The 25,891-nt window shown below is 72.8% G+C and carries 25 protein-coding genes and 2 riboswitches; of the genes, 10 read left to right on the top strand and 15 right to left on the bottom strand.

Going from position 1 to position 25,891, the window contains the following annotated elements; genetic code table 11:
- Positions 1 to 32 precede the first annotated feature (32 nt).
- The 6 genes from V5O49_RS04380 to V5O49_RS04355 all read left to right on the top strand — a co-directional run bounded on the left by V5O49_RS04380 (position 33) and on the right by V5O49_RS04355 (position 5,101).
- Positions 33 to 635: a hypothetical protein gene (locus V5O49_RS04380; protein ID WP_332901161.1), complete on the top strand. Its 603-nt coding sequence runs from the start codon at positions 33 to 35 to the stop codon at positions 633 to 635.
- A gap of 155 nt (positions 636 to 790) precedes the next feature.
- Positions 791 to 1,273 carry an OsmC family protein gene (locus tag V5O49_RS04375; protein WP_332901160.1) on the top strand — a complete coding sequence of 161 codons (483 nt, stop codon included), beginning with the start codon at positions 791 to 793 and terminating at the stop codon, positions 1,271 to 1,273.
- A complete protein-coding gene (locus V5O49_RS04370) occupies positions 1,270 to 1,755 on the top strand; it encodes an SRPBCC family protein (protein WP_332901159.1) in 486 nt (161 codons plus the stop codon). Before V5O49_RS04375 ends, V5O49_RS04370 begins: the two co-directional genes overlap by 4 nt.
- 10 nt (positions 1,756 to 1,765) lie before the next feature.
- Complete coding sequence (locus V5O49_RS04365) at positions 1,766 to 2,593, top strand: hypothetical protein (RefSeq protein ID WP_332901158.1); 828 nt, start codon at positions 1,766 to 1,768, stop codon at positions 2,591 to 2,593.
- A 10-nt stretch (positions 2,594 to 2,603) separates the two neighbouring features.
- A complete protein-coding gene (locus V5O49_RS04360; protein ID WP_332901157.1) occupies positions 2,604 to 3,890 on the top strand; it encodes an aspartate aminotransferase type Ic in 1,287 nt (428 codons plus the stop codon).
- A 251-nt stretch (positions 3,891 to 4,141) separates the two neighbouring features.
- Complete coding sequence (locus V5O49_RS04355) at positions 4,142 to 5,101, top strand: hypothetical protein (protein WP_332901156.1); 960 nt, start codon at positions 4,142 to 4,144, stop codon at positions 5,099 to 5,101.
- Positions 5,102 to 5,225: 124 nt separating this feature from the next.
- On the opposite strand, the gene V5O49_RS04350 is transcribed toward V5O49_RS04355, so the two are convergent.
- From V5O49_RS04350 to ehuB, 4 genes are read right to left on the bottom strand one after another with little or no spacing between them, the layout of a single operon-like run.
- On the bottom strand, positions 5,226 to 6,014 hold the full coding sequence (locus V5O49_RS04350; protein WP_332901155.1) for an amino acid ABC transporter ATP-binding protein: 789 nt from the start codon (positions 6,012 to 6,014) through the stop codon (positions 5,226 to 5,228).
- A gap of 28 nt (positions 6,015 to 6,042) precedes the next feature.
- Entirely contained in the window at positions 6,043 to 6,690 is a 648-nt protein-coding gene (gene ehuD, locus V5O49_RS04345) for an ectoine/hydroxyectoine ABC transporter permease subunit EhuD (RefSeq protein WP_278235319.1), read from the bottom strand.
- On the bottom strand, positions 6,687 to 7,448 hold the full coding sequence (gene ehuC, locus V5O49_RS04340; protein ID WP_332901154.1) for an ectoine/hydroxyectoine ABC transporter permease subunit EhuC: 762 nt from the start codon (positions 7,446 to 7,448) through the stop codon (positions 6,687 to 6,689). The genes ehuD and ehuC overlap by 4 nt, the downstream gene beginning before the upstream one ends.
- Positions 7,449 to 7,452: 4 nt before the next feature.
- Positions 7,453 to 8,424, bottom strand: coding sequence for an ectoine/hydroxyectoine ABC transporter substrate-binding protein EhuB (gene ehuB / locus V5O49_RS04335; protein ID WP_332901153.1), 972 nt, complete (start codon positions 8,422 to 8,424; stop codon positions 7,453 to 7,455).
- Positions 8,425 to 8,662: 238 nt separating this feature from the next.
- Here ehuB and V5O49_RS04330 point away from each other — a divergent pair, with 238 nt between their 5' ends.
- Positions 8,663 to 9,418: a GntR family transcriptional regulator gene (locus tag V5O49_RS04330; protein WP_332901152.1), complete on the top strand. Its 756-nt coding sequence runs from the start codon at positions 8,663 to 8,665 to the stop codon at positions 9,416 to 9,418.
- 115 nt (positions 9,419 to 9,533) lie between these two features.
- On the opposite strand, the gene V5O49_RS04325 is transcribed toward V5O49_RS04330, so the two are convergent.
- Positions 9,534 to 11,114: a serine hydrolase domain-containing protein gene (locus tag V5O49_RS04325; protein ID WP_332901151.1), complete on the bottom strand. Its 1,581-nt coding sequence runs from the start codon at positions 11,112 to 11,114 to the stop codon at positions 9,534 to 9,536.
- A 109-nt stretch (positions 11,115 to 11,223) separates the two neighbouring features.
- Between V5O49_RS04325 and V5O49_RS04320 the strand changes: the two genes are divergently transcribed.
- Entirely contained in the window at positions 11,224 to 12,243 is a 1,020-nt protein-coding gene (locus V5O49_RS04320; RefSeq protein WP_332901150.1) for an ATP-binding cassette domain-containing protein, read from the top strand.
- Complete coding sequence (locus V5O49_RS04315; protein ID WP_332901149.1) at positions 12,240 to 13,064, top strand: ABC transporter permease; 825 nt, start codon at positions 12,240 to 12,242, stop codon at positions 13,062 to 13,064. The genes V5O49_RS04320 and V5O49_RS04315 overlap by 4 nt, the downstream gene beginning before the upstream one ends.
- 163 nt (positions 13,065 to 13,227) lie before the next feature.
- On the opposite strand, the gene V5O49_RS04310 is transcribed toward V5O49_RS04315, so the two are convergent.
- From V5O49_RS04310 to V5O49_RS04290, 5 genes are all read right to left on the bottom strand, one after another.
- Positions 13,228 to 14,217, bottom strand: coding sequence for a DUF559 domain-containing protein (locus tag V5O49_RS04310; protein WP_332901148.1), 990 nt, complete (start codon positions 14,215 to 14,217; stop codon positions 13,228 to 13,230).
- 199 nt (positions 14,218 to 14,416) lie between these two features.
- Entirely contained in the window at positions 14,417 to 15,367 is a 951-nt protein-coding gene (locus V5O49_RS04305; RefSeq protein ID WP_332901147.1) for a universal stress protein, read from the bottom strand.
- 206 nt (positions 15,368 to 15,573) lie between these two features.
- Complete coding sequence (locus tag V5O49_RS04300; protein ID WP_332901146.1) at positions 15,574 to 16,398, bottom strand: C40 family peptidase; 825 nt, start codon at positions 16,396 to 16,398, stop codon at positions 15,574 to 15,576.
- Positions 16,399 to 16,400: 2 nt separating this feature from the next.
- A riboswitch (cyclic di-AMP (ydaO/yuaA leader) is annotated at positions 16,401 to 16,562 on the bottom strand.
- 263 nt (positions 16,563 to 16,825) lie between these two features.
- Positions 16,826 to 17,638 carry a C40 family peptidase gene (locus tag V5O49_RS04295; RefSeq protein ID WP_332901145.1) on the bottom strand — a complete coding sequence of 271 codons (813 nt, stop codon included), beginning with the start codon at positions 17,636 to 17,638 and terminating at the stop codon, positions 16,826 to 16,828.
- Between the two features lie 2 nt (positions 17,639 to 17,640).
- Positions 17,641 to 17,797: riboswitch (cyclic di-AMP (ydaO/yuaA leader) on the bottom strand.
- Positions 17,798 to 17,914: 117 nt separating this feature from the next.
- The gene (locus V5O49_RS04290) at positions 17,915 to 18,616 is read right to left on the bottom strand and encodes an iron-dependent transcriptional repressor DtxR (protein WP_332901144.1); all 702 of its coding nucleotides are present in this window, start codon (positions 18,614 to 18,616) and stop codon (positions 17,915 to 17,917) included.
- Positions 18,617 to 18,655: 39 nt separating this feature from the next.
- On the opposite strand from V5O49_RS04290, the gene serC reads away from it, so the two are divergent.
- A complete protein-coding gene (serC, locus tag V5O49_RS04285) occupies positions 18,656 to 19,780 on the top strand; it encodes a phosphoserine transaminase (RefSeq protein WP_332901143.1) in 1,125 nt (374 codons plus the stop codon).
- Between the two features lie 22 nt (positions 19,781 to 19,802).
- On the opposite strand, the gene V5O49_RS04280 is transcribed toward serC, so the two are convergent.
- From V5O49_RS04280 to V5O49_RS04260, 5 genes are all read right to left on the bottom strand, one after another.
- Complete coding sequence (locus V5O49_RS04280; RefSeq protein WP_332901142.1) at positions 19,803 to 21,140, bottom strand: MFS transporter; 1,338 nt, start codon at positions 21,138 to 21,140, stop codon at positions 19,803 to 19,805.
- A gap of 81 nt (positions 21,141 to 21,221) precedes the next feature.
- A complete protein-coding gene (locus V5O49_RS04275; RefSeq protein WP_332901141.1) occupies positions 21,222 to 21,962 on the bottom strand; it encodes a class I SAM-dependent methyltransferase in 741 nt (246 codons plus the stop codon).
- Between the two features lies 1 nt (position 21,963).
- Positions 21,964 to 23,757, bottom strand: coding sequence for a class I SAM-dependent methyltransferase (locus tag V5O49_RS04270; protein ID WP_332901140.1), 1,794 nt, complete (start codon positions 23,755 to 23,757; stop codon positions 21,964 to 21,966).
- Positions 23,754 to 24,941 carry a glycosyltransferase gene (locus V5O49_RS04265; protein WP_332901139.1) on the bottom strand — a complete coding sequence of 396 codons (1,188 nt, stop codon included), beginning with the start codon at positions 24,939 to 24,941 and terminating at the stop codon, positions 23,754 to 23,756. Before V5O49_RS04265 ends, V5O49_RS04270 begins: the two co-directional genes overlap by 4 nt.
- Complete coding sequence (locus tag V5O49_RS04260) at positions 24,938 to 25,885, bottom strand: glycosyltransferase family 2 protein (protein WP_332901138.1); 948 nt, start codon at positions 25,883 to 25,885, stop codon at positions 24,938 to 24,940. Before V5O49_RS04260 ends, V5O49_RS04265 begins: the two co-directional genes overlap by 4 nt.
- Positions 25,886 to 25,891: the final 6 nt, after the last annotated feature.

The following is a 25,891-nucleotide window of genomic DNA, read 5'->3' as shown; positions in this document are numbered from 1 at the left end:
CGGACGTCCTGTCGAGCCCGAGGGAGCCAGAGATGCCGCGTCGCACGCTGCCCGGCCGGGGCCTGGCCACGGGCGGGCTGGCCGGGCTGGTCTCGGTGCTGATCGTGCTGCTGGTCCTGGCGCGGATCGGGCGCCGGCTGGACGAGCCGCGCGTGTGGCTGTGGCTCGCCGTGTTCGCCGTCGTCGCGGTGCTGGGCGTGCTGGCCTGGTTCGGCTTCGTCGCGGCCCGCGTACGGGGTCAGGTGCGGCACGTCGCCCGGCACCGCCCCGGTGCACCGCTGGTCGTGGGGCGTCCGACGACGGCGCTGACGGCCGAGGCGCGGTCGTTGCGGGCGGGCACGCGCGGCCTGCCGCCCGACTGCCCGGACCGCGAGCACGTCGTCTACGCGTTCCTGCCGGACCGCGTCGAGCTGTGGGTGCGCGGGGACGACTCACCGCGCTGGTGGGTGACGGTGCCGGCGCCGGTCGCCACCGGCACCGTCCGGCCCGGGCGGCGCGAGCTGGCCACCCTGACCGTGCGCGACGCCGCGGCCCGGCTGCAGCTGGTGCCGACGTCGCACGAGGCGCGGGCGTGGGCGACCGCGTCGCACCGGGAGGCCGCCGTCGTCCGTACGCAGGAGCTGCTCGCGCGCTGACGCCGGGCGTGTCGCGAGATCGACGTACCCGTACCGAGATCCCGCCCCCTCGCCGCCGAGATCGACGTGCCCGTACCGAGATCGACCCACGGTGGGTCGATCTCGGTACGGATGGGTCGATCTCGGCGTCCGGGAGAAGGTGCGAGGATCGACCCATGACCGATCAGACTGTCGAGGACGCCCCGGCCGCCGTCACCCCGTCGCCGACCGACCCCCTGTGGGTCAAGCGCACCGGCACCCGCACCTACCGCGGGGTCAGCGCGCGCGGCGCGACCGTGGAGGTCGGCCCGGCGTCCGAGGGTGCCGTGTTCACCCCGGGCGAGCTGCTCAAGATCGCGCTGGCCGCCTGCGCCGGGATGTCGAGCGACACCAAGTTCGCCCGCGTCCTCGGCGACGACTACGAGACCACCATCCGGGTCGAGGACCCCAAGGACATGGACGAGGACCGCTACCCGGTGCTGTCCGAGATCTTCGAGATCGACCTGTCCGGGCTGGACGAGAAGACCCGCGCCAAGACGCTGCTGCTCGCCCAGCGCTCCATCGACCGCGCCTGCACCGTGGGCCGCACGCTCAAGGTCGGCGCCGAGGTGCCGGACGCCGAGTTCGTCCCGCCCCGGGACCGGTCCGAGGACCGATGAGCGCGCACCGCGTCGAGGTCGCCCGCATCGTCCCGGTGCCGGCCAGCGTCGCGTTCGCCTGGGTCGCCGACCCGCGCACGCACCCGCGGTTCATCCCCCTGACGCACCTGCGCCCCGAACCGACGGCTCCCCTCGGCGTCGGCGACGAGTTCACCATGGTCAGCGGCCCCGGCGTCGGGCGGGGCCGGCCGGGCTTCCCGGACCGCATGGTCGTCACCGCCGAGGAGCCGCCGTCGTCGCGCGCCGGCACCGTCGGCCGGAGTGCTGTACAGAAGAAGGGTCCATACCTGTACGGCGACGCGGGCTTCGACGTCGTGCCGGTGGACGCCGACCGCACCCGGATCGTCTGGTGGGAGGAGGCCCGGCTCGCCGGGCCCTGGCCGCGGCGTGCCAACGAGGTGCTGGTGGGACTCTTCCTGCGCGGGATGATGCACGTCTCCCTGTACCGGCTCGCCCGAGAGCTCTCGCGGCACGGCCGGTAGAGTCCGAACGGTGACCACGCCGCACGACCCGCAGCCCGCCCAGGAGCTGGAGTCCTGGACCCGGTACCGGCCGACGCCGGTGCTGGACGCGCTGCTGACCAAGGCGGTCACGCTCCCCTCGGCCGCGATCCACCGGCACGTCGCCTCGGTGCGACGGCGCAACCCGGAGGCCGACCCCGCCGGCGTGATCCGGATCCTCGAGAAGGAGTACATCGCGCTGGTGTCGACGGCCGGCGGCGCGGTCGGCGCGGCCGCCGCGGCCCCGGCGGTGGGCACCACGGCCGCCGCAGCGCTGACCACCAGCGACATCGCGACGTTCTTCGCCTCCTCGGCCGCGTTCTCCCTGGGCGTGGCGAGCGTGCACGGCATCGCGATCGAGGACGTCGCCCGGCGTCGGGCCCTGCTGCTGGCCAGCGTGCTCGGCGAGGCCGGTGCCCGCGACGTCGAGAAGGCGGCGGCCGGGTCGCAGATGGCCTGGGGCAAGGTGCTGCTGACCTCGATGCCGCAGTCCACGCTCAAGCGCGTCAACCGGGTCCTGACGCACCGGTTCCTGCGCCGGCAGGTCGCCAAGCAGGGCTCGCTGGCCCTGGGACGCATGATTCCGTTCGGCGTCGGCGCGGTGGTCGGGTTCGCCGGCGGCCGTGCGCTCGGCCACGGGGTCGTGGCACAGTCGCGCGGCGCCTTCGGCGTCCCGCCCGGGCACTTCCCGCACCTGATCGAGCAGCCCCCGGCCCCGCTGCTCGAGGAGCCGGAGCCGGCGTCAGGTGGGCGTCGCCGCAGATTTCGGCGTCGGAATCTGGGCGTTCCCGACGACGACGGCGGCAGCCCGGCCGCGTAGGCTCGGACCCGTGAGTACCTCACCAGCCGACCATGCCGCCGTCGACCCTGCGCTCGCCGCCCGACTGCCGGAGCTGCGCGAGCAGTACGCCGCCCTGCAGGCCCGGGACCTCTCCCTGGACCTGACGCGGGGCAAGCCCTCCGCCGAACAGCTCGATCTGTCCGAGCCGCTGCTGTCGCTGCCCGGAGAGGGCCACCACACCGCGGCCAACGGCACGGACGTGCGCAACTACGGCGGGCTGGACGGCCTGCCCGAGCTGCGCGCGATCTTCGCGGAGCTGCTCGGCGTCCCCACGGACCAGCTGCTCGCCCAGGACAACGCCTCGCTGCGCCTCATGTACGACTGCGTCGTGCAGGCGATGCTGTTCGGCGCCCCGGGGGGCGAGGGCCCGTGGTCGCAGCAGGGCGAGATCACCTTCATCTGCCCCGTGCCCGGCTACGACCGCCACTTCGCGATCTGCGAGGAGCTCGGTATCCGGATGGTGACCGTGCCGATGACGCCGGACGGCCCGGACGCCGAGGCCGTCGCCGAGCTCGTCGCCCACGACCCGTCCGTCAAGGGCCTGTGGTGCGTGCCGACCTACGCCAACCCGGACGGCTCGGTGATCTCCGAGGCCGTGGCCCGCCGCCTGGTCTCCATGCCGACCGCCGCGCCGGACTTCCGCATCTTCTGGGACAACGCCTACGCGGTGCACCACCTCACCGATCACGAGACGAAGTCGGCGAACGCGATCGACCTGGCCGCCGAGGCCGGGAACCCGGACCGCGTGCTGATGTTCGCCTCGACCTCGAAGGTCACGTTCGCCGGCGCCGGGGTGTCGTTCCTGGCGTCCTCGCCGGCCAACATCTCCTGGTTCACGAAGCACCTGTCGTTCCGCGCCATCGGCCCGGACAAGGTCAACCAGCTCCGGCACGCGATGTTCTTCGGCGACGCGGCGGGGGTGCGGGCGCACATGGCCAAGCACCGCGAGATCCTGGCACCGAAGTTCCGTGCGGTCGTCGAGATCCTCGGCGACCGGCTCGCCGACACCGGCGTGGCGACCTGGACGGACCCGGACGGCGGCTACTTCGTGTCGGTCGACGTCGTGCCGGGGACCGCCTCGCGCGTCGTCCAGCTCGCCGGCGAGGCGGGCATCAAGCTGACCCCGGCCGGGGCGACGTTCCCGTACGGCAAGGACCCGCAGAACGCCAACATCCGGCTGGCGCCGTCCATGCCGCCGCTGGACGAGGTCCGCGTGGCGATGGACGGCGTGGCGACCTGCATCCTGCTCGCCGCCGCGGAGTCCGCCTCCGCCTGACCCGCTGCCCGTTGTGGGCGTGAAATATGCAGCTGCGCCCGGGGTGCAGCTGCATATTTCATGCCCACAACGCCGAGGGGCGTGGCGTCGGGCACAGCACAGAAACTCCCCGGATCCCCACCGGGGACCGCACAGTCGCTTCCTAGAATCTCAGGACAGCCCGCGGCCGACGTCGGACCCGCAGCAACGCACGGCAGGTCGGCCGACGGGTGACGCGGGCTCCCCTGTCCCTGCGCACCCAGGAGGCGCCCGTGACCGCGATCGCCCCTCCCCCGAGCGACGAGCGCCCGGCCCGCACCGAGGCCGACGAGAAGCTGCCGGAGCCCACCAAGCTCTCGGTCACTCAGATCGTCGCCAGCGCGCTCGCCGCCGTCAGCACCACCGTCATGCTGTCGTTCTTCGGCATCGCCGGCACCATCATCGGCGCCGGTGTCGCCAGCGTCCTGACGGTCGTGGCGAACTTCCTCTACACGCGCTCCATCGAGAAGACGCACGCCCAGCTCAAGCCCGTCGTCGGCCAGATGGTCCGGCCGCGGCCCGAGGCACGTGCGCTGCCCGACGGCGGCACCCCGGCGTCGCAGGCCGCCCCGGGTACGGCGACCGTCACGGCGGTCGGCGCGGGCGCCGTCGAGGACGAGACCGACGGGCCCTCCGACCACGTCGATGCCCCGGCCCGGCCGCGCAACGCCTGGCTGCGGACGATCGACCGTCACGGCACCTTCCGCGTCCTCGCCGCCTCGACGGCCGTGGTGTTCGTCGTCGTCATGGGGGTCGTGCTCGTGGCCGAGCTGTTCATGGGCAAGCCGTTGGCCGCTGCCGTCCAGGGCGTCGACGGGTCCGGGACGAGCCTGAGCCGCACGGTGGAGCGCGACTCCGCCGACGTCGTGGGTTCCGGGAACCGGATCGTGGAGGGCGACGGCTCCGGCGCGACGACCGGCACCGACGGCTCGTCGACGGGGACCGACGACGAGGAGTCCGTCGAGCCGACCGACGAGTCCAGCACCGGGACGGACGGGGGCACCGGCACGACGCCGGAGCCTAGCCCCGAGCCGACGACCCCGGTCGAACCGACGGACCCGGCCGAGCCGACCGACCCCGCCGAGCCCACGGAGCCGGCCGAGCCGACCGATCCGGCGACGCCCGAGGATGGCACGTCCTCCTCCGGGAGGAGCAGCGGTACCGGCTCCGACGACACCGGTTCCTCGGATTAGCGCGCACGACGAACGGCCCGCCCCTCCCGGAGCTCCGGGTGAGGCGGGCCGTTCGTGCACCTGCAGGTCAGCCGAGATTCTTCTGGCGTCCGACCCTGCGACTCCGCTCCGGGCGAGTGCCTCGTCAGCCGCCGAGCACGGCCTTGAGGAACTCCTTGGTGCGGTTGTGCGTCGGGTTCGTGAACATCGTCTCGGGGTCCGCCTCCTCGACGATCTGACCCTTGTCGAACATCAGCACGCGGTCCGACACCTCGCGGGCGAACTGCATCTCGTGGGTCACGAGCAGCATCGTGATGTCCGTCGTCTCCGCGATCTCACGCAGGACGTCGAGGACGTCGGCGACGATCTCGGGGTCGAGCGCCGAGGTGACCTCGTCGAGCAGCAGGATCTCCGGGTCCATCGCGAGCGCGCGAGCGATCGCCACGCGCTGCTGCTGACCACCGGACAGCTCGTTGGTCTTGAAGTCCCGCTTCTCGGTCATGCCGACCTTCTCGAGCAGCCGCTCGGCGTCCGCGATCGCCTCGTCCTTCGGCTTGCGCAGGACGTGGATCGGGGACTCGATGATGTTCTCGATCACGGTCATGTTCGGGAAGAGGTTGAACTGCTGGAAGACCATCCCGACACGGTTGCGCACGACGCGCCGCCGCTTCTCGGGGACGGCGACCCACTTGTCGCCCTTGTACTCGTGCGTGTACGGGTCACCGTCGATGAGGATGAGGCCGCCGCTGAGCTCCTCGAGCGTCATGAGCAGCCGCAGGATCGTCGTCTTGCCGGACCCGGACGGGCCGATCAGCGTGACGCGCTGGCCTTGCGGGACCGAGAAGTTGAGTCCGTCCAGGACGACGTTGTCGCCGAAGCGCTTGTCGACGTCCCGGAACTCGATGGCGGGCACGTCACCCGTGGCAGTGGTCATGGTCGGGCTCTCCCCGGGGTGGTTCGGATCAGGCAAGACGGATCTCCATCCTGCGCACCAGCAGCGAGGTCGGGTAGCTCACCGCGAGGAAGAGCAGACCCACCATCGTCAGCGCCTCGATGTACGAGAAGGTGTTGGCACCGTAGTCCTGCCCCGCCTTGTACATCTCCGTCACGGAGATGGCGAAGAGGAACGGCGTCTCCTTGAACATGGAGATCGCGTAGTTGCCCAGTCCGGGCAGGGTGTTGCGGATCGCCTGCGGCAGGATGACGGCACGCCAGGTGCGCCCCTTGGCCATGTTCAGGGCCGTGGCTGCTTCCCACTGTCCCTTCGGCACGGCCTCGATCCCCGCGCGGTAGACCTCGGACATGTACGTCGCGTAGTGCACGCCGAGCACGACGAAGCCGACGACGTAGCCGGGCACCCAGGTCAGCAGCAGGTAGACGAACACGAGCTGCACCAGCAGAGGCGTCATGCGGATGAAGTCCACGACGAACTTCAGCGGAGTGGTCAGCCAGCGCGAGGGGGTCCGCATCGCGAGCGCGATGAAGAGGCCCAGGACCGAGGCGATGATCATGCCGAGCACGGTCATCTGGATGGTGACCGAGAGGCCCTGGAGCAGGTCGGGAAGCACCTCCCAGGCGCGTTCCCAATCCCAGATACTGTCGTTGTTCATGCGCCGCCACCCCCAGCCGGGGCTCCCGCGATGTTGGCCAGCCTCGGGTTGGAGGCGGGCTTCAGGCCGAACGTCTCACGCAGGGTGGGCCGCGTGCCGCGGCCGAGCCGCCGCTTGGCGCGCTCCTCCAGGATGTTCATCCCCCAGGTCAGCAGGTAGGCGATGATGAAGTACACGATCAGACCGGCCGTGTAGCTGAAGAACGTGTCGGCCGTGGCCCGCCGCAGCTCGACGGTCCAGAAGTTCACGTCCTGCAGCGTGATGTAGTACGCCAGCGCCGACCCCTTGAGGAGCTGGATCAGCAGGTTGGCCAGCATGGGGATCATCAGCGCCCATGCCTGCGGGAAGATGACCCGCCGCACCTTGTGGAACCACGTCATGTTCAGCGCGGTCGCCGCCTCCCACTGCCCCTGCGGGACCGACGCGATCGACCCGCGGACCACCTCGGAGGCGTAAGCGCCGTAGTTGAGCCCGAGCGCCACGATCGCCACGGCGAGCGCTTCCATCTTGAAGCCGAACACGGGCAGCACGTAGAAGAGCCAGAAGAGCTGGACCACGAGCGACGTGCCGCGGAAGAACTCGACGACGACGCGGGACGGCCCGCGCACCCAGAGAGTCTGGGTGCGCGAGCCGAACCCGAGCAGCACAGCGATGACGACGGCGAGGAGAGCCCCGCCCACTGTCATCTGCAACGTGACAAGAACCGCGTCCCCGAGGAGCGGGAGCCTCTCGACGAGGTCCTGGATGTCATCGCTCATGCGTTCAGTAGTCCATGCCCAGCTCGTCCGCGAGGTCGGAGAGGTCCTGGTCCGGGTCGCAGAGCTGCTCTGCGGTCAGACCGGAGGGCGGGAACTCGGTGCCGGAGAAGCCGAAGGGCTCCATGACCTCGAGCCAGGCGTCCTCGTCCTCCAGGTAGGTGGCGAGGCCGTCGTTGTAGGCGGCGAGGAGCTCGGTGTCGTCCTGGCGGAAGACCTCCGCGCCGGCACCGATCTGGGGCTCGCCGTTGATCGTGGCGACGAACGCCTCGGTCGCCTCGACGGGCTGGTCGGTCTCCTCGGCCAGAGCACGCAGCGAGATGCCGGTCAGGGCGTAGGCGTCGGCGCGACCGGAGACGACCGCGTCCAGGCCCGCCTGACGGTCCGGGACCTCCATGGCCTCGACGTCGGTCTCGTCCGCGTAGCCCGCCTCGATCGCGCCGGAGGTGACCGCGAGCGTCAGCCCGCTGCCCTCGACCGACTGCCAGTCTTCCAGACCCTCGGGGTTGCCCTCGGGGACGAGGAAGGCCGTGGTGTACATGATCGTGGGCTCGGCGAAGGCGACCTGCTCGCACCGCTCGGGCAGGATCGACATGCCCGCGCTGACGGCGTCGAAACGGTCGGCGTTGACGCCCGGGATGAGCGCACCCCACTCGACCTGCGTGCCGGTGACCTCGTCGATGCCGAGCTCGCCGTAGATCTGGCGGCCGAGCTCGATGGTGGCGCCGGTGAGCTCGCCGTCCTCCTCGTAGGAGTACGGCACCTCGCCGAAGAAGCCGACGTTGATCGAGCCGGCCTCCTGCAGGTCGGCGAGAGTCGACATGGACTCGCCGTCGCCGCTGTCGCCGGTGTCGCCGCCGTCGCCGGTGTCCGAGCCACCGTCGTCGACGCTCGAGCACGCGGCCAGGGCGGTCAGAGCAAGAGCGGAGCCGGCCGCGGCGAGAGCCCGGCGGCGGTTCGTGGTCCTCGTGGACTGCACGGGAGTCTCCTTCCGTCGCCCCGACGTGGACACAGCGGGGCTGGATGTGTGGACGATTCGTTACGGTATCCCCGTTCCGAACGATCCGACAATGGGCGTGTCGTCGCGTCTGATTGTCCTACAATCGCAAGATCGGCGTGATCACGCCCTTCGGCGCGGCAGACTTCACCCGGCGACATCTGCCTGCAACATCCGCCGACCGGGATCGTTGTCGTGTCGTGACCTCGGAAGGAGCTCCATGCACCCGCCCCACCGGCCTGCGCCCGGTGCCGCACCGGCCCTCTCCCCCGTCACCCGACCCTCCACGGTGGACCTCATCACCGTCGAGCTGCGCAACGCGATCTACACCGGAGCCCTGCGCGTCGGGGCACCGATCCGCGAGATCGAGGTGGCCCGGCAGCTCGGCGTCAGCCGTGGCCCGTTCCGCGAGGCGGCGCAGCGGCTCGTCGCCGAAGGGCTCGTGGTCGCGACCCCGGGACGCGGCCTGTCCGTGCGGACCATCGGCAAGGACCGGATCCGCCCGCTGTACGCCGCGCGGACGATGGTGGAGACGACGGCGGCGCGCGCCGCCGTCGACACGGCGACGGCGGACCAGGTGGCTGCCGTGCGCTCGGCCCACGACGAGCTGGTGCGCGCCGACGCGACCCACGACGCCCTGCGAGTCGGCGCGGCGGACCTCAACGTGCACTGGCAGCTCGTGGCCGCGAGCGGCAACCCGTGGCTCCTGCACTGGATGAGCACGCTGATCGTCGAGGTGCGCATCGCCAGCTTCACGGTCAGCGAGGAGTACGTCGTGCGCAAGGACGCCGCCGAGGCGCACGCCGACATCGTCGAACGGCTCGAGGCGCGGGACGCCGACGGTCTGGAGGCAGCGATCCGCGCGAACCTGGACGACGCGGTGATGCGTCTGCTCGCCCCGGAGCGGTTCGGGTCGGAGTCCCTCGAGGAGCCGCGGCCGCTGCCGCCGCCGCGGCTCGACCCCCTCCACCTCTGACACCGCGCAGCGGCCATGAAGCTGTGGGCGTGAAATCTGCAGTTCTGCGTGGGGCAGAGCTGCAGATTTCACGCCCACAGCGCACGGGCGCCGCGCACAGGGAGCCGGCGGTCGTCTAGCGGGAGGCGTGCGCCCGGCGCTGACGTTCGAAGTCGTCCGCACGCCACGAGGTCATCCCGCCGACGACGGCGGCGCTCGGCCGGCCGTCGGCCTCCCGCAGGACCTGGATCGGCTCACCGACCGGACCGAACCCGGCGTGCGGCTCCGGCCGCAGCACGTCGCCGTCGACCTCGAGGCGCTCGGCACCGTCCAGCGGGTCCGCCCGGCGCGGGTCGACGGCCCACAGCCGGTCGCCCAGCCGCGCCACGTCCGTCATGCCCCACAGGTTGGCGAACCGGCCCGTCCAGCGGTCCAGCGGGTGCGGAGCGGTGCCGCCGTCGTCCGGCGACCGCTCGGCCGCAGTCTCGCCGTCGTCCGGCGACTCGCCGTCCGGGGTGGCCGGCGCGGCCGGATCGCCGCCGTCGGCCCCGGTCCCGGCTTCAACCTCAGCCTCGGCCCCGGCCTCGGCCGCAGACCCGGCCTCGAGACCCTCCAGAGCCGCGGTGACCAGCCCGAACATCCCGAGCGCGAGCGCGTCCGCCGGGCCGTCGATCGCGTTCGTCAGGACGGCGACGGCGATGCGCTCGGACGGGTCGAACCACGTCCGCGTGATCTGCCCCGGGAAGCCACCCGAGTGGCCGACCAGCCGGCGGCCGCCCACCTCGCGGGTCTCGAACCCGAGCCCGTAGCCCCGCCGCGGGCTGTGCGGCCGGTCGATCACCGACTCGTCGCGCTGCAGCAGCCGACGCGTCTCGGGGCGCACCAGGGTCGAGCCGTCCGCGTGCGCGTCCGCCCAGCGCACCAGGTCGCGCGCCGTCGAGCAGAACCCGGTCGCGGCCGACAACGCACCCGTGGTCACCGCCGCCACCGGCAGCCGGCCGTCCGCGAACATCGTCGCCAGCCCCGGGGCGGCGAGCGCTCGCGCGCTGTGCCCGACGACGGCGCGGCGAGCGACGTCGTCGTCCAGCTCCGGCGAGGTGTCGGCCAGGCCCAGCGGCTCGATCAGCTCGGTGCGCACGTGCTCGCTGTACCGGGTGCCGGTGATCTCCTCGATGACCATGCCGAGCAGGCCGTAGGCGAGGTTGGAGTACTTGAAGTGCTCCCCGCGACCGAAGACCTCCCCGTGGCTGAGGACCTCGTCGAGCAGCGTGGCACGGTCCGGGAACGGCGTCGCGAGCTGCCAGTAGTCGGCGTCGTGGCCGTCGCGCAGCACCCCGCCGGTGTGCCCGAGCGCCTCGCGCACCGTCACCCGCCCGACGTCGGAGCCGTCCAGCTCGGCGACGTGCCGGGACAGCGGGTCGTCCAGACGCAGCCGGCCGGCGTCGACCAGCCGGGCGACCGCCGTCGCGGTGAACGTCTTGGAGTGCGAGGCGACCCGGAAGACGTGGTCCGGGCGCAGCGGGGTGCCGGAGGTCAGGTCCGTGACGCCCCACGCGCCGTCGAGGACGAGCTCGCCGTCGATGCTCACCGCGTACTGCACGCCGGGCAGTCGGGCCAGACCGGCCTGCGTGGCCACCCAGTCGGCCAGGTAGGCGGTGTTGAGGCGCTCGGCGGTGGCGCCCGGGTGGTGCACGGGCTGCGCGGTGCGGGGGGTCATGGGCGAAACCCTAACGACCTCGCGGGCGCCCGTCCGCCGAACGATGAATTCTCTGTCGGTGCCGCGTCCTACGTTCTACATTGGCAGCACACCCACCGAGGAGACCCTCATGCGCGACGGGCCCCAGCACGCGGTCGAGGCCACCGGCCTCGTCAAGCACTTCACCTCCGGCAAGAAGACGACGAAGGCCGTCGACGGCGTCGACCTGGCCATCCCCACCGGCAGCGTGTACGGCCTCCTGGGGCCCAACGGCGCCGGCAAGACGACGGTCGTGCGGATGCTCGCCACGCTGCTGCGCCCGGACGCCGGGACCGCGAAGGTCCTCGGCCACGACGTCGTGTCCGAGGCCGACGCCGTCCGTGCCGCCGTCGGACTCACCGGCCAGTACGCCTCGGTGGACGAGGACCTCACGGGGACCGAGAACCTGCTGATGCTTGCCCGGCTGTACGGGTTCCGCGGGCCCGCGGCGCGGCAGCGGGTCGCCGACCTGCTCGCGGCGTTCAGCCTCACCGACGCCGGTGGACGACAGGTCAAGACCTACTCCGGCGGCATGCGGCGGCGCATCGACCTCGCCGCCTCGCTCGTGCTGTCCCCGCGCGTGCTGTTCCTCGACGAGCCCACGACCGGGCTGGACCCGCGATCGCGCAACCAGGTGTGGGACATCGTGCGCGTGCTGGTCCAGGACGGCGCCACGGTGCTGCTGACCACCCAATACCTGGAGGAGGCCGACCAGCTCGCCGACCGCATCGGCGTGATCAACCACGGCCGGCTCATCGCCGAGGGCTCGCCCAGCGAGCTCAAGCACTCCGTCGGCCAGGGCGCGGTGACGCTGCGGCTCGCCGACGCCGCGCGGCGGGCCGAGGCGGCCGCCGTCGTGCAGCGGGTGCTCGGGACCGAGCCGACGCTGCCCACCGACCCGTACGGCCTGACCGCCCGGGTGCCCGACGACGGCACGCACCGGGTGGCACAGGTCCTCCCCGCGCTCGAGGAGGCCGGGATCGCCGTTCCGGAGTTCTCCCTCGGCCAGCCGAGCCTGGACGAGGTGTTCCTGACGCTGACCGGCGAGCCGCTGCCGGAGGACGAGCAGGGCTCGGGCGAGCCCGCCCTCGAGCAGGAGGTGTCCCGATGACCGCCGTCGACATCAGCACGACCACCCTGCGCGAAGCCGTCGCGCTGGAGGAACGGCCGTCGCGCCCGTCGGCCGTCTCGACGTCGCTGACGTTCGGGTGGCGGGCGCTGCTCAAGATCAAGCACGTGCCGGAACAGCTCTTCGACGTGCTCGTCTCCCCCGTCGTCTTCACGCTGATGTTCACGTACCTGTTCGGCGGGGCCCTGGCCGGGTCGACGACGGCGTACATCCAGTTCCTGCTGCCCGGGATCCTGGTGCAGACGATCATCATCGTCACCGTCTACACCGGCTACACGCTGAACTCCGACATCACCAAGGGCGTCTTCGACCGCTTCCGCTCCCTGCCGGTCTGGCGGCCGGCACCGATCGTGGGCGCGCTGCTCGGGGACCAGGTGCGGTACACGATCGCGTCGGTCATGTGCATCGGGCTCGGGCTCGTCATCGGCTTCCGGCCGGACGGCGGTGTCCTCGGGGTGGTCGCGGGCGTCGCGCTGCTGCTGGTCTTCGCCTTCGCGCTGAGCTGGATCTTCACGATCCTCGGCCTGCTGCTGCGCACCCCGAACGCCGTGATGGGCGTGTCGATGATGGTGCTCATGCCGTTGACGTTCGCGTCGAACATCTTCGTCGACCCCGCGACGATGCCGTCCGGGCTGCAGGCGTTCGTGGACGTCAACCCGGTTACGCACCTGGTCACGGCGGTCCGCGGCCTGATGGGCGGGGTCGTCGACGCCGGCGACATCGTCACCGTGCTCGTCTCGGCGGTGGTGATGACGGCGGTGTTCGCGCCGATCACGATGTACCTCTACCGCAACCGCCACTGACCCGCCGCGTCCCTCCGCGCGCCACCCCACCCGCCCCGGCCGCCCCGGCCGACCCGGCCGCCCCATCGTTGTGGGCATGAAATCTGCAGTCGACACGCCGAGGTCGGCTGCAGATTTCATGCCCACAACGGCGGGCGCCCCGGGAAGACGCTGAGGTCGCCGCTCAGATCGTGGCGCGGTACGGCACGACGACGGTCTCCGGCGTACCGGCCGGCACCGGTGTCGGAGCACGATCGAGCAGCGGACGGACCCGTCCCACGACGCCGCCAGGACGCACACCACCGTTCCGCGTCAGGTCGTCGCCGACCGCGACGACCACCTGGTACCCGAGCTCCTGGACCCATCGGCGCCGACGCACGTCCTCCCGCCACTGCCCGCGGTCGGTGCGATGCTGGTCGCCGTCGTACTCGATGACGACCCGATGCTCCGGGTAGAGCAGGTCGCACCGCTTGACGTAGGTGCCGTCGGCGAGCCGGATGGTCGCGTTGACCAGCGGGCACGGCAGGTTGGCATCCGTCAGCTGCAGTCGTGTCCGGGTCTCCGTCACCGAGTCGGTGCCGGGACGCAGGCGCGGGATCTGGGCACGGACCTGAGCGATCCCCTTGACCTTCCGGGTGCGTGCGGCGAGCCGTGCCAGCTCCGTGGGGCTCGTGAGCTCGCGGGCGTGCCGCATCATCGCGTCACCCAGCACCACGATGTCGTCCGGCGACCGCAGATGCGCGGCGACGTGGACGAACGTCTGGGCAGGCGTCGTCACGGGCAACCCGCGAATCGTCGTCGTGTCGAGGACCTCCTGCCGGGTCCGGTGCGCGATCACGTCCTGACGCTGGGGACGGTCGGCCGCAGCGGCGGTGACCACGTGCGGTGCGGCGCCGTCGGCCGCCAGGTCCTCCATCGTCCACGGGACGTCGACGCCGAACAGCCGCAAGGCCGTGACGTGACTGAAGACCACGCCGTCGCCCAGGACCGGAAGCAGAGCGCGACATCGTGCCTCGAGCCCGGCCGCCGCCCCGGACGCGACGCGCACGCCGTGGAAGGGGCTGTCGAACCGGACCCGACGCAGCGTCGTCGGCTCCACGCCCTGCGCGAGGGCATCGGCGACGCGGAAGGGCCGCTCCGGAAGGTCGTCGTCCTCAGGCAGTGATCGCGGCACGACACGACCGTGCCAGAGCCGTCGGCACTCGCGCCGGCGTTATCCACAGCCCCGGGGAGCAACCGCCCGCCCCAGTGCTGTGGGCATGAAATCTGCAGGTCGGACCTCGGTCCGACCTGCAGATTTCATGCCCACAACGAAAGGTGGGGCGGCGGAGGGTGGGGCGCGCAGGTGGGCGGCAGACCGAGCTAGGGCGCCTTCAGGCGGCGGAGTCGGCCTGCAGCTCCTCGTCACACTTGCGCGTCACCACGAGGACCGGGCACTTGGAGTGGTGCAGCACCGCCTGGCTCGTCGACCCGAGCAGCAGGCCGCGGAATCCTCCACGGCCGCGCGACCCCACGACGACGAGGTCCGCGGCGCCGGAGAACTCCGTGAGCAGCTCGGCCCCGGACCCGTCCAGCACGTGCCGCTTGATGGTCAGCCCGGGATGCTCCGCCGCGACCCGGTCGACGATGACGTCCAGCCCCGCGCGGACGTCGTCGAGGATCTGCTCGTGGTCGATCTGCGACGGCAACCAGGCGAGGACCCCCGCGCCGCTGCCCAGCGGGACGCCGGCCACGGCCACGAGCTCGGCGCCCCAGGTCTCGGCCTGCTCGACGGCGTGCCGCAGCGCGACCTCGGCGGTCGGCGATCCGTCGACACCGACGACGATGCGTCGCACGGCATGCACGGCGGCACCGTCCCGGCGGTCCGGGCCGTCGCCCTCCTCCGGGTCCGAGCGGTACGGCACCACGACGGTCGGGCAGTGGGCGTGCGCGGGCAGCGCCGACGAGACCGTGCCGAGCAGACGCTCGGTGAAGCCGCCCCGGCCGCGCGTCCCGACGACCGCGAGGCACGCGTCGGACGACATCTCGACCAGCACCCCGGCGGCGTCACCGGTGGCGACGGTCCCCTGGACCGGGACGCCGATGCCCTCGACACGGGCCGTGGCTTCGGCGAGCACCGCCTTCGCGCCCTCGGCGATCGCCGTGTCGTCCAGCGCCGCGTACCCGCCGTCCAGCGACGCGGCCGTGAACGACGGCAGCGAGTAGGTGCACACCACGTGCAGGCGCCAGCCGACCCGTTCGGCATATGCCGCTGCCCAGTCCAGGGCGTGCAGGCTCGGCTCGGAGCCGTCGACCCCCACCAGGACGACCTCAGGACGTGTCATCTCGCGCCTCCCTCGTACGTCCGGACCTCGGCGTCCGGCGAACCGTGGTTCAAGCCTAGCGAAAGCAGGCCGCAAGACGCAGCAAAGCCGGGCCGTCGAGCGGGGGCAGCGCCGAGAACAGCACCCGCGCCGCCACGTCCAGCGCAGAGCACGACGCCCCGGCACTCACGCGGAGTGCCGGGGCGTCGGGAGTCGTCGCGGGACGATCAGCCGGTGACCCGCAGGAAGGTCGGGCTGGACTGCCAGAGGCTGGACTGGCGGACGGTCCAGCCACCGGGGCGGGTCGCCTCGATCTGCTGGCCGTTGCCGATGTAGATCGAGATGTGCCCCGGGGACCAGATGAGGTCGCCCGGCTGCGCCTCGGAGGAGGAGATCTGCGTCGTGTTCGAGGCGCTGAGGATCGCGCTCGAGGAGTGCGGCAGCGAGACGCCGACCTGGGCGTAGACGTAGGTCACCAGGCCGGAGCAGTCGAAGCCGGAGGGCGAGGCGCCGCCGACGACGTACTGGGTGCCCAGGTAGCGGGCCGCGATGGACACGACCTGGGAACCACGCGAGCTGCTGGCCGCGGGCGCCGAGGAGGTCGAGGACTCGGTCGTGCTCGACGACGAGGAGGAGGACGAGGAGGACGAGGTGGAGACCGGCTCGCGCTCGGCGGAGCGGGACGGCGTGGTCTCGCGCACGGGCTCCGGCTCGGGCTCCGGCGCGGCCTTGATGTCGGCCTTCTTGGCGATCTTGGGGGTCACGCGCTCGACGGTGACCTTGGCCCCGGCGTCGACGGTGACCACAGGCGCGGTCTCGAGGGCCTGCTTGGCCTGGTCGGTCAGCGCACCCAGGTCCACGGTGCTCAGCTTCTTGGCCGCGTCCGAGTCCACCGGTGCCGCGTGCGCGGCGGTCGCCCCGCCGATCGTCGACACGAGCAGACCACCGGCCGTGGCCATCACGGCGGCGCGACGGCCGGCTGCGGCCGAGGGTGCGGTGATGGGGCGGCGTGCGGCCCGGTGCCGGCCGCGCGTGGTGTTGCGTGCGTTCACGTCTTCCCTCTCCTGTCCGCCTACGAAGTCAGCTGTCGGGTTCGGGTGGGAGAAATCACCCGGCCCCACGGTCCGAGAACCGTGGGGCTTCACCCCGAGGACACCGTCTCCGGTGCCCAGAAGTGGGTCCCCCGCCCCTGCCTGGGTCTCGGTTCACGACCGGCGGCAGGGCTCGGCGTCCGGTCGAGGTCCGGCAGAATGCTCCACCGAACGCCTGAACCGTATCTGATACGCGGCGCCATGTCACGTTTCGATCACGATCCCGGGCCGAGCGTGTTCCGCGGGCCCCGATTCGGCGTCTGGACGGCCCGCTGAGCGCTTCAGGGAGCGCCCGCGCCCCTGTCTCCGCGAGACCCCTGGACGGACGACAGAGGGCCCTGTCGCGCTCTCGGCGCGACAGGGCCCTCTGTCGTGGAGTCCGGCAGGCTCAGCCGACCCGGATGAAGGTCGGGTTGGACTGCCAGATGTTGCGGAACTGGACGGTCTTGCCCGGACGCGGCGAGTCGATCTGGGTGTTGCCGCCCGCGTAGATCGCGATGTGGCCCGGGGACCAGATGAGGTCGCCCGGCTGCGCGGCGGCTCGGGAGACGACGGTGCCGGCGTAGCGCTGGTCCGAGGACGAGCGCGGCAGCGAGATGCCGACCTGCGCGAAGACGTACTGGGTGAACCCGGAGCAGTCGAAGCCGGACGGCGTCGTGCCGCCGGAGACGTACGGGACGCCCACGTAGCGCGAGGCGACCGAGATGACCGAGGAGCCGACGGCGGAGGCCGGGACCGAGGAGGCGGAGCTCGAGGACTCGGTCGTGCTCGACGAGGAGGTCGAGGACGACGAGGAGGACGTCGAGACCGACTCCCGCTCGCCGGAGCGGGACGGCGTGGTCTCGCGCACGGGCTCCGGCTCGGGCTCCGGCGCGGCCTTGATGTCGGCCTTCTCGGCGATCTTCGGGGTCACGCGCTCGACGGTGACCTTGGCCTCGGCGTCGACCGTGACCACGGGCGCCGCCTCCAGCGCCTGCTTGGCCTGGTCGGTCAGCGCACCCAGGTCCACGGTGCTCAGCTTCTTGGCCGCGTCCGAGTCCACCGGTGCCGCGTGCGCGGCGGTCGCCCCGCCGATCGTCGACACGAGCAGGCCACCGGCGGTCGCCACCACAGCAGCCCGACGGCCGGCGGCCGCGGAGGGGGCCGCCATCATCGGGCGGCGGGCGGCGCGGTGCTTACCGCGCATGCTGCGAGCAGTCACGTTCAACCTCTCCGTTCGCCTACGAGGTCAGCTGTCGGGTTCGGGTGGGAGAAATCACCCGGCCCCACGATCCGAGGACCGTGGGACTTCACCCCGAGGACACCGTCTCCGGTGCCCGGAAGTGGGTCCCCCGCCCCTGCCGTGCGGTCATCCGTGGGAACCGGGACGGTGACAGGGTTCGGCGTCCGTCCCGGCACTCGCGCAAGACACTTGCGTGAGCGTGTCCGACCGTACCGGAACCCCCTAGGGATGTCACGTTCCGATCACGGATCGCGGTCAGCGCGCCGCGACGAACAGGTGCTTGGCCAGGTCCTCGGGCAGCTCGAGCGCACCGTCGCCGTCGGCGGTGCGCACGACGTAGTCGTCCCCCGCCCGCTCGACCTCGATGCTCACCCCGGGCAGCAGGCCCGCGTCGGAGAGTCGCTCGAGGAACTCGTCGTCGACCTGCACCGGCTCGGCGATGCGCTGCAGCACGACCGCGGCGCCGTCGTCGGAGGCCCCCTGCAGGAAGAGCGGCAGGGACTGCACGCCCTCGAGGAACGGCATCTCCTCGTACTGCTCCCCGAGCTCGGACAGGCCGGGGATCGGGTTCCCGTACGGGTCGTGGTGCGGGTGGTCGAGCAGGGTCACGAGACGACGCTCGACCAGGTCGCTCATGACGTGCTCCCAACGGCAGGCCTCGTTGTGCACCTGCGGCCAGTCGAGCTTGATCACGTCGGTCAGCAGGCGCTCGGCGAGCCGGTGCTTGCGCATGACCCGCACCGCCTTCTCCTGACCGTCCGCGGTGAGCTCGAGGTGGCGGTCGCCCGTGACGACGACGAGACCGTCCCGCTCCATCCGCGCGACCGTCTGGGAGACGGTCGGTCCCGAGTGGCCCAGACGCTCCGCGATCCGGGCGCGCAGCGGCGTGATGCCTTCCTCACCCAGCTCGTAGATCGTCTTGAGATACATCTCGGTGGTGTCGATCAGGTCCGTCACGTCCACTCCCGTCTTGAGGCCCGGGCCTAGTCTATTCGCATGACCCTCCAGATCCCTGCGTCGATGCTGCCTGCGGACGGCCGCTTCGGCGCCGGCCCGTCCAAGGTCCGCACCGGCCAGGTCGACGCCCTCGTCGCGGCCGGCGACCCCGCGCGGCCGGTGCTGGGCACCTCGCACCGCCAGGCCCCGGTCAAGGACCTCGTGCGCCGGGTGCGCACGGGCCTGACCGAGCTCTTCGCCCTGCCCGACGGCTACGAGGTCGCCCTCGGCAACGGCGGGTCGACCGCCTTCTGGGAGGTCGCGACGGCCTCGCTGGTGCGGCACCGGGCCCAGCACGCGGTGTTCGGCGAGTTCGGCGGCAAGTTCGCCGCGGCCACGGCGCGGGCACCGTTCCTCGCCGCCCCCGAGGTCGTCGAGGCCGCGCCGGGCGGCGTCGCGTACCTCACGCCGTCGGACGCCGTGGACGTCTACGCCACCCCGCACAACGAGACGTCGACGGGCGCGATGGCGCCGGTGCGGCGCCCGGCGGGCGACGCGCTCGTCCTCACCGACGCCACCTCGGGCGCCGGCGCCCTGCCGGTCGACCTGCACGAGACCGACGTCTACTACTTCGGGCCGCAGAAGGCGTTCGCGGCCGACGGCGGCCTGTGGCTCGCGCTGCTCTCCCCGGCGGCGGTCGCGCGCGCCGCCGAGGTCGAGGCCGCCGGCGACGGCCGGTGGGTGCCGGAGTTCCTGTCGCTGACGACGGCGCTGGACAACTCGCGCAAGGACCAGACGCTGAACACGCCGGCGGTCGGCACGCTCGTGATGCTCGCCGACCAGGTCGAGTGGCTGCTGGAGCACGGCGGCCTGGACTGGTCGGTGCGCCGCTGCGAGCGCTCGGCCGAGCACCTCTACGGCTGGGCCGCCGACCGCGACTGGGCGACGCCCTTCGTGGCCGACCCGGCGGAGCGCTCCACGGTGGTGGGCACGATCGACCTGGACGAGACGATCGACGCCTCGGCCGTCGTCGGCCACCTGCGCGCGAACGGGGTCTACGACGTCTTCCCCTACCGCAAGCTGGGGCGCAACCAGCTGCGCGTCGGCATGTTCCCCGCGGTCGACCCCGACGACGTCGCGGCACTGACGGCGTGTGTCGACCACGTCGTCGCCCGGCTCGCCTGACGAGCGGCCGAAGCTCCGGCCGTCAGGCGGCCCGGGCGCGCTCCGGCGTCGGTGTCGGCGGGGCGTCCGTCGGCGAGGGCTCCGGCGTCGTGCCCGACGGCGCGTCGAGGTAGACGACCTCCAGGTGCGGACGACGGCGCAGCCGGTACCGCACGCTGACCCGCCACGACCGGCGGGCCCAGGCGGTCGCCGCCAGCGCCACGGCGAACGTCGTGATCGACCCGACGAGGATCGACCAGCGGGGCCCGAAGGCCTCGCCGATCCAGCCCACGATCGGCGAGCCGATCGGCGTCGAGCCGAGGAACACCATCATGTAGAGCGCCATGACGCGTCCGCGCATCACGGGGTCGATGGAGGTCTGGATGGTGGAGTTCGCGGCGGTCATCATCGTCAGCGCGGACAGGCCGACCGGGATGGTCGTCACGGCGAACAGCCAGTAGGTCGGCATGAGCGCGTTGACGGCCGTGGCGATCGCGAAGGCGAAGGCCGCACCGATCACGAGGCGGACCCGCGGTCGCTCGCGGCGGGCCGCCAGCAGCGCTCCGGCCAGGGACCCGATCGCCAGGACGGAGCCGAGCAGCCCGAACTCGCCGGCGCCCCGGTCGAACTCGACCCGCGCCATCATCGCGCTCGTCAGCTGGAAGTTGAGGCCGAACGTGGACACGACGGCCATGACGACCATGATCACCATGATGTCCGAGCGTCCGCGCACGTAGCGCAGGCCCTCGACGATCTGGCCCTTGCCGCGCGGGGCCCGGTCCCGGACCCACATCGCGGCGGGGCGCATCAGCGCGACGGCCGCGATCGTGGCGGCGAAGGTGAGCCCGTTGACGACGAACACCCACCCGGGACCGACGGCGGCGATGAGCAGCCCGGCGGCTCCCGGCCCGATCAGCCGGGCGGCGTTGAAGGAGGCGCTGTTGAGACCCACCGCGTTGGACAACCGCTCGGGGGGCACGAGCTCGGCGACGAACGTCTGGCGCGCGGGGTTGTCGAAGGCGGTGGCGACACCGAGGCCGAGGGCGAAGGCGTAGACGTGCCACAGCTCGGCGGAGCCGGACAGGACCAGCGCGCCGAGGCCGACGGCCAGCACCCCCATCGAGCCCTGCGTGGCCATGAGGAGCCCGCGGCGGGGCAGCCGGTCCGCGAGGAGCCCCGTCCAGGGCCCGATGAGCAGGAACGGCAGGAACTGCAGGGCCGTGGTGATGCCGACGGCGACGCCGGACTCGTCCGTCAGCACGGTCAGCACGAGCCAGTCCTGGGCGATGCGCTGCATCCACGTGCCGACGTTGGCGACGAGCGCAGCGCCGAACCACAGGCGGTAGTTCGGATAGCGGAGGGAGGTGAAGGTGGCACTCATCAGCGCCCCGGTCAACCATCCGGGCGCGTCAGGTATTCCCGGGTCGTTCGGTCCGGTTCGTCCGAGTCGACGCTGCAGAGGTCAGCGCCGGTGACCCCAGGCGACCAGCGCCGGGCCGGTCCGCGGGAACGCCCGCTGGGCGAGGCGGAACGGCCAGGTGGCGGCCGTGATCGCGGCGCCCGTGGCACCCGAGGACGGCTGGAACAGCCGCCCGGAGCGCGCCGTCCGCTCCGCCGTCGTGGTGCCGTCACCGGTCAGCCGGCGCTGCGCGACCCGGTTGCGGACGGTCTCCAGGGCGTAGGCGAGCGGCATCCCGTAGAGCTGTCCGCCGACGTCGGCCAGCCCCGCGCCGCGCAGGAGCTCGCGCATGTGCGGCGGGTCGTAGCGCCGGTGGTGGCCGACGGCGGTGTCCATCGGCCCGAACCGGTCCTGCCACGCGGGGGTCGAGACGAGCACGAGCCCGCCCGGGCGCAGCAGCCGCACCCAGCCGGCCAGGGTCCCGGCGTCGTCCTCGAGGTGCTCGAGCACCTCGAAGGCGCACAGCACGTCGAACCCGCCGTCGAGGTCGGCGGACTCCACCGCCCCGTGCACGACCCGGCCGGGCAGCCCGGCCGCGGCGAGGCGGGCGTCGGCGACCTCGGCGCTGGCACGGTCCAGCTCCACGCCGGTGTAGTCGTAGCCCGCGGCGGAGAGACGGACGGCGACGGCGCCCTGCCCGCACCCGATCTCGAGGACGCGGGCACCGGGCCCGGGCAGGTGGCGCCGCACGACGTCCCAGCGCAGGGCGCCGAACAGGGTCAGGGGCGGGGGGCTCGTGATCACGTCAGTCCTCCGGGGGACGGGTGTCCGGGTGCGCGGCGGGGCGTCCGGCGGGCGGGGCGTCGGGCGGGGCGTCGGTCTGCGGGCGCGTCCCGACGGCGACGAGCCCGGTCCCGGCGTGCGGCAGGGCCCGCTGCAGCAGCCGGAACGGCCAGGTGCCGACCGCCGTCAGCACGCCGGTGAGGCGGCGGTGCGGCTGGAGGCGTCGGCCGGAGTCTGCGGTGCGGGCGGCCAGGTCCGGGTCCGACGACGGCGCACCGGCCGGGGCCGCAGCGGCCACGGCCTGCCGCCGGGCGACCCGGTCGCGGATCGGTTCCAGGACGAAGCCGAGCGGGGCGTCGTAGTGCCGCACCACGACGTCGGTCAGCACGGCGTCCGCGAGCAGCCGTGCGAGGTGGGACGGCTCGTAGCGGCGGTAGTGCCCGGCCATGGCGTCCCAGGGCCCGTACCGGTCGGGGTCGGCCGGGGTGGACAGCAGCAGCGTCCCCCCGGGGCGGACGCGGGCGGCCCACTCGACCAGCGCCGCGGCGTCGTCCTCGATGTGCTCGACGACCTCGAAGGCGCACACGACGTCGAACCGCTCCTGCGCCGGAAGAACCGTCAGATCGCCGTGCAGCACGCGGGCCGCGGGGTCGACGGCCCCGACGCGCGCCGCCGCGACCCGCCACGAGCCGGCGTCGAGCTCGACGGCGGTGTAGTCGTGCCGGGCGGCGATGCGCATCCCGAACCCGCCCTGGCCGCAGCCGATCTCCAGCACCGCCGAGCGCCGGGTCGGCAGCATCCGGTGCACGACGTCCCAGCGCAGCCAGGCCCGCGGGGCCAGCGGGGCGAACCGCACCCCGGCGGGCCGGCGGCACAGCGCGCCGATCCCCGCGAACAGCAGGTCGGCGAGGGTGATGAGGACCCTGCTGACCAGCACGACGAGCAGCACCTCGGCGTGCGGCAGCGCCCCGGTCAGCACGGCGAGCAGCACGAGCTCGCGCGCGCCGGCGCCGGCCGGCACGACGACGACGAGGAACCCGACCGTCCAGGCCAGCGCGTACCCGCCGACGGCGAGCGCCAGCGTGCGCACGTCGCTCGCCATGCCGAGACCGGTGGCGAGCAGCCACACCTGCAGGCCGGCCAGCAGCCAGCCGGCGACGGCCCACCCGGCGGCAGCACCGAGGCCGCGCCAGGACAGCGGGTGCTCGAGGGCGGGTCGTCGCGCCCACCGCAGCGCGGCGGCGAGCAGCCGGTTGAGCACGGGCGGCAGCAGCAGGACGACGACGGCGGGCAGCAGCCAGAGCACCCAGCTCCAGCTCTGCAGCGACTCCAGCGCGACGAAGGGCAGCGCGACGAGCCCGACGACGGCCCCGGAGACGACGCCGACCCCGGTGGCGACGGCGGTGGCGGTCATGGTGCGGCGGCGCGGGACGCCGTGGTCGGCCCCGACCTCAGCGGCGGCCACCACGTTCCACACGCCGCCGGGCACGTACTTGCCGAGCTGGCTGATGCCGAACACGGCGACGGCGGCCCGCGGCCCGAGCCGGGAGCCGAGGTCGGTCAGCACGGCCCGCCACGACAGCCAGGTGCAGCCGACGAACAGCACGGCGAGGACGGCGGCGAGGGCGAGACGGCCGGCGGACAGCGCCTCGGCCGCCTCGGCGAGGTCCTCGCGCACGGCGACGACGGCGTAGACCGCCAGCGCGAGAGCCAGGACGAGGAACCCCCAGCGCACCCAGGGCGAGCGCAGCACGGCGAGCAGGCGGGCCGTGGCACCGGGACGGGTGGTGGCGGGATCGCTCCGGGTGCCGGTCACGGCCGCACCCCGCGGGCGGCGAGGGCGTCCACGAGCGGGCCGACGACGGCGGCGGGCCGGACGGCGTCGCGTCCGGCGTCCGCACGCCTCCGGGCGGCGGCCAGCTCAGCCGGGTCGGTGAGCGCGACGAGCCGGTCGGCGAGCGCCGCGGCGTCCCCGGGAGGGACGAGCTCGAGGTGGTCGCCGAGCAGGCGGCGCTGCGGCGGCGTGTCGGAGGTGACGACGACGCAACCGGCCGCCAGCCCCTGGAACACCTTGGTGGGGACCACGCGCAGCGCCTTGGGGGTGGTGCCGTGGATGCCGAGGCAGACGTCGTGGTCGGCGACGAGCGCGGGCAGCTCGGCGGGTTCGACCCAGTCGAGCCAGGTGACGCCGGGTGTCCCGGCGAGCGCGGCCAGGGCGGCGGCGTGGTCCTGACCATGACCGGCCAGGGTCGCCTCGATCGGCCGACCCGTCGCGGCGGCCCGGGGCAGCGCGTCGGCCAGCGCCTCGGCGATCGTGACGGCCCCCTGCAGCGGGGTGAACAGGCCGAAGAACACGACCCGCAGCGGGTCCGTACCTGCCGGGGTGCCGCCGTCGGACGCCTCGAACCAGCCGTCCGGTGCGCCGACGGGCACGACCACGGCCCCCTGGCCGGTCGAGCGTCTCTGTTCCTCAGGATTCCGGGGCCGATTCCTGAGGAACAGAGACGCTCGACGACGGGGGGAGGCCGGCAGCAACGCCCGGTGCTCGTCCGTGTCGAGGACGACGACGTCGGCGCACGCCAGCGCGAGCCGGTCCAGCCCGTGCAGCAGCCGGACGCGCAGCCCGCGGGCGCCGCGGTCGGTGGCGGTGTCGGCGGCGAAGACGAGGTGGTCGAGCACCACGGGCGTGCGCGGGTGCAGCAGCCGGGCCAGGACGACGTCGAAGTGGCCGAGGTAGCCGACCAGCACCGCGTCCGGGGCGCCGTCCGCCCGGCGGTGTCCGACGTCGTCGCGCACCAGGGCGAGCCAGCAGGTCAGCAGGCGCAGCACCAGCAGCGGCAGCCGCCACGGCTGGCGCAGCATCCGCACCCGCTCGGCGGTGGAGAACCCGAGGGGACGGTTCAGCTCGTCGACGCGGTAGCCGTGGGCGCGCAGCCCGGCGACCAGGACGCCGACGCGCGGGTGCCGGGCAGCGTCGTAGGTGCCGAACGCGACGATCACGTGTCGCGCCCGTACTGCAGGTGCTTGACCCGTTCCAGGGTGTCCTCGATCAACGTCCGGTTGGTGCGCTGCAGGTCGGCGATGACCAGCAGCGCCAGGCACAGCAGCGACCCCACGAGCATCGCGGCGGCGAAGATGAGGGACTGCACGTGCCCGCCGCCCTCGCCCTGGACGAAGAACACGAGGAACCGCACGGCCGGCACCGCCGAGGCGAGGAAGAACAGCACCGCCAGGGACAGGAACACCAGGTGCGGGCGGAACATGATCCACGAGCGCGCGATCGCCCGGCCCGAGCGACCCATGTGCTGCCAGATGTTGCGGAACAGCCGCGACTCTCGGGTCTTGGGGTTGGTCACCACGGGCACGGAGACGATCCGCAGGTGCTTGTTGCCCGCCTGGATGATCGTCTCCATGGTGTAGCTGAACTGCGTGATGACGTTGAGGCGCAGCAGCGCGGCGCGGGAGTAGGCGCGGAACCCGCTGGCGGCGTCGGGCAGGGGCGTGTTCGCGGCGGCGCTGACCACGCGGGATCCGAGGCGCTGCATCCGCTTCTTGAACGGGCTGAAGTGCTCGATGGTGGCGGTCTGCCGGTCGGCGACGACGATGTCGGCCTCGCCGGCGAGCACGGGTGCACACAGGTCCCCGACCCGCTCGGAGGGGTACTGGTTGTCGCCGTCGGTGTTGACCACCACGTCCGCTCCCAGCGCGAGGGCGAGGTCGACGCCGTCGCGGAAGGACCGCGCCAGCCCCATGGTGGCGGTGTGCCGCAGCACGTGGTCGACGCCGAGGTTGCGGGCGACGTCGGCGGTGCCGTCGGTGGAGCCGTCGTCGACGACGAGCCACTCGACCTCGTCGAACCCGTCGACCTCGCGCGGCAGGGTGGCCAGCACGAGCGGAAGGGTCTCGGCCTCGTTGAGGCACGGGATCTGCACGACGAGCTTCATCGAGCC

It is taken from the genome of Isoptericola haloaureus (assembly GCF_036689775.1).
Classification (GTDB): Bacteria; Actinomycetota; Actinomycetes; order Actinomycetales; family Cellulomonadaceae; genus Isoptericola; species Isoptericola haloaureus.
Note: the sequence above shows the minus strand (reverse complement) of the source record. Positions and strands in the feature narration are given on the sequence as shown.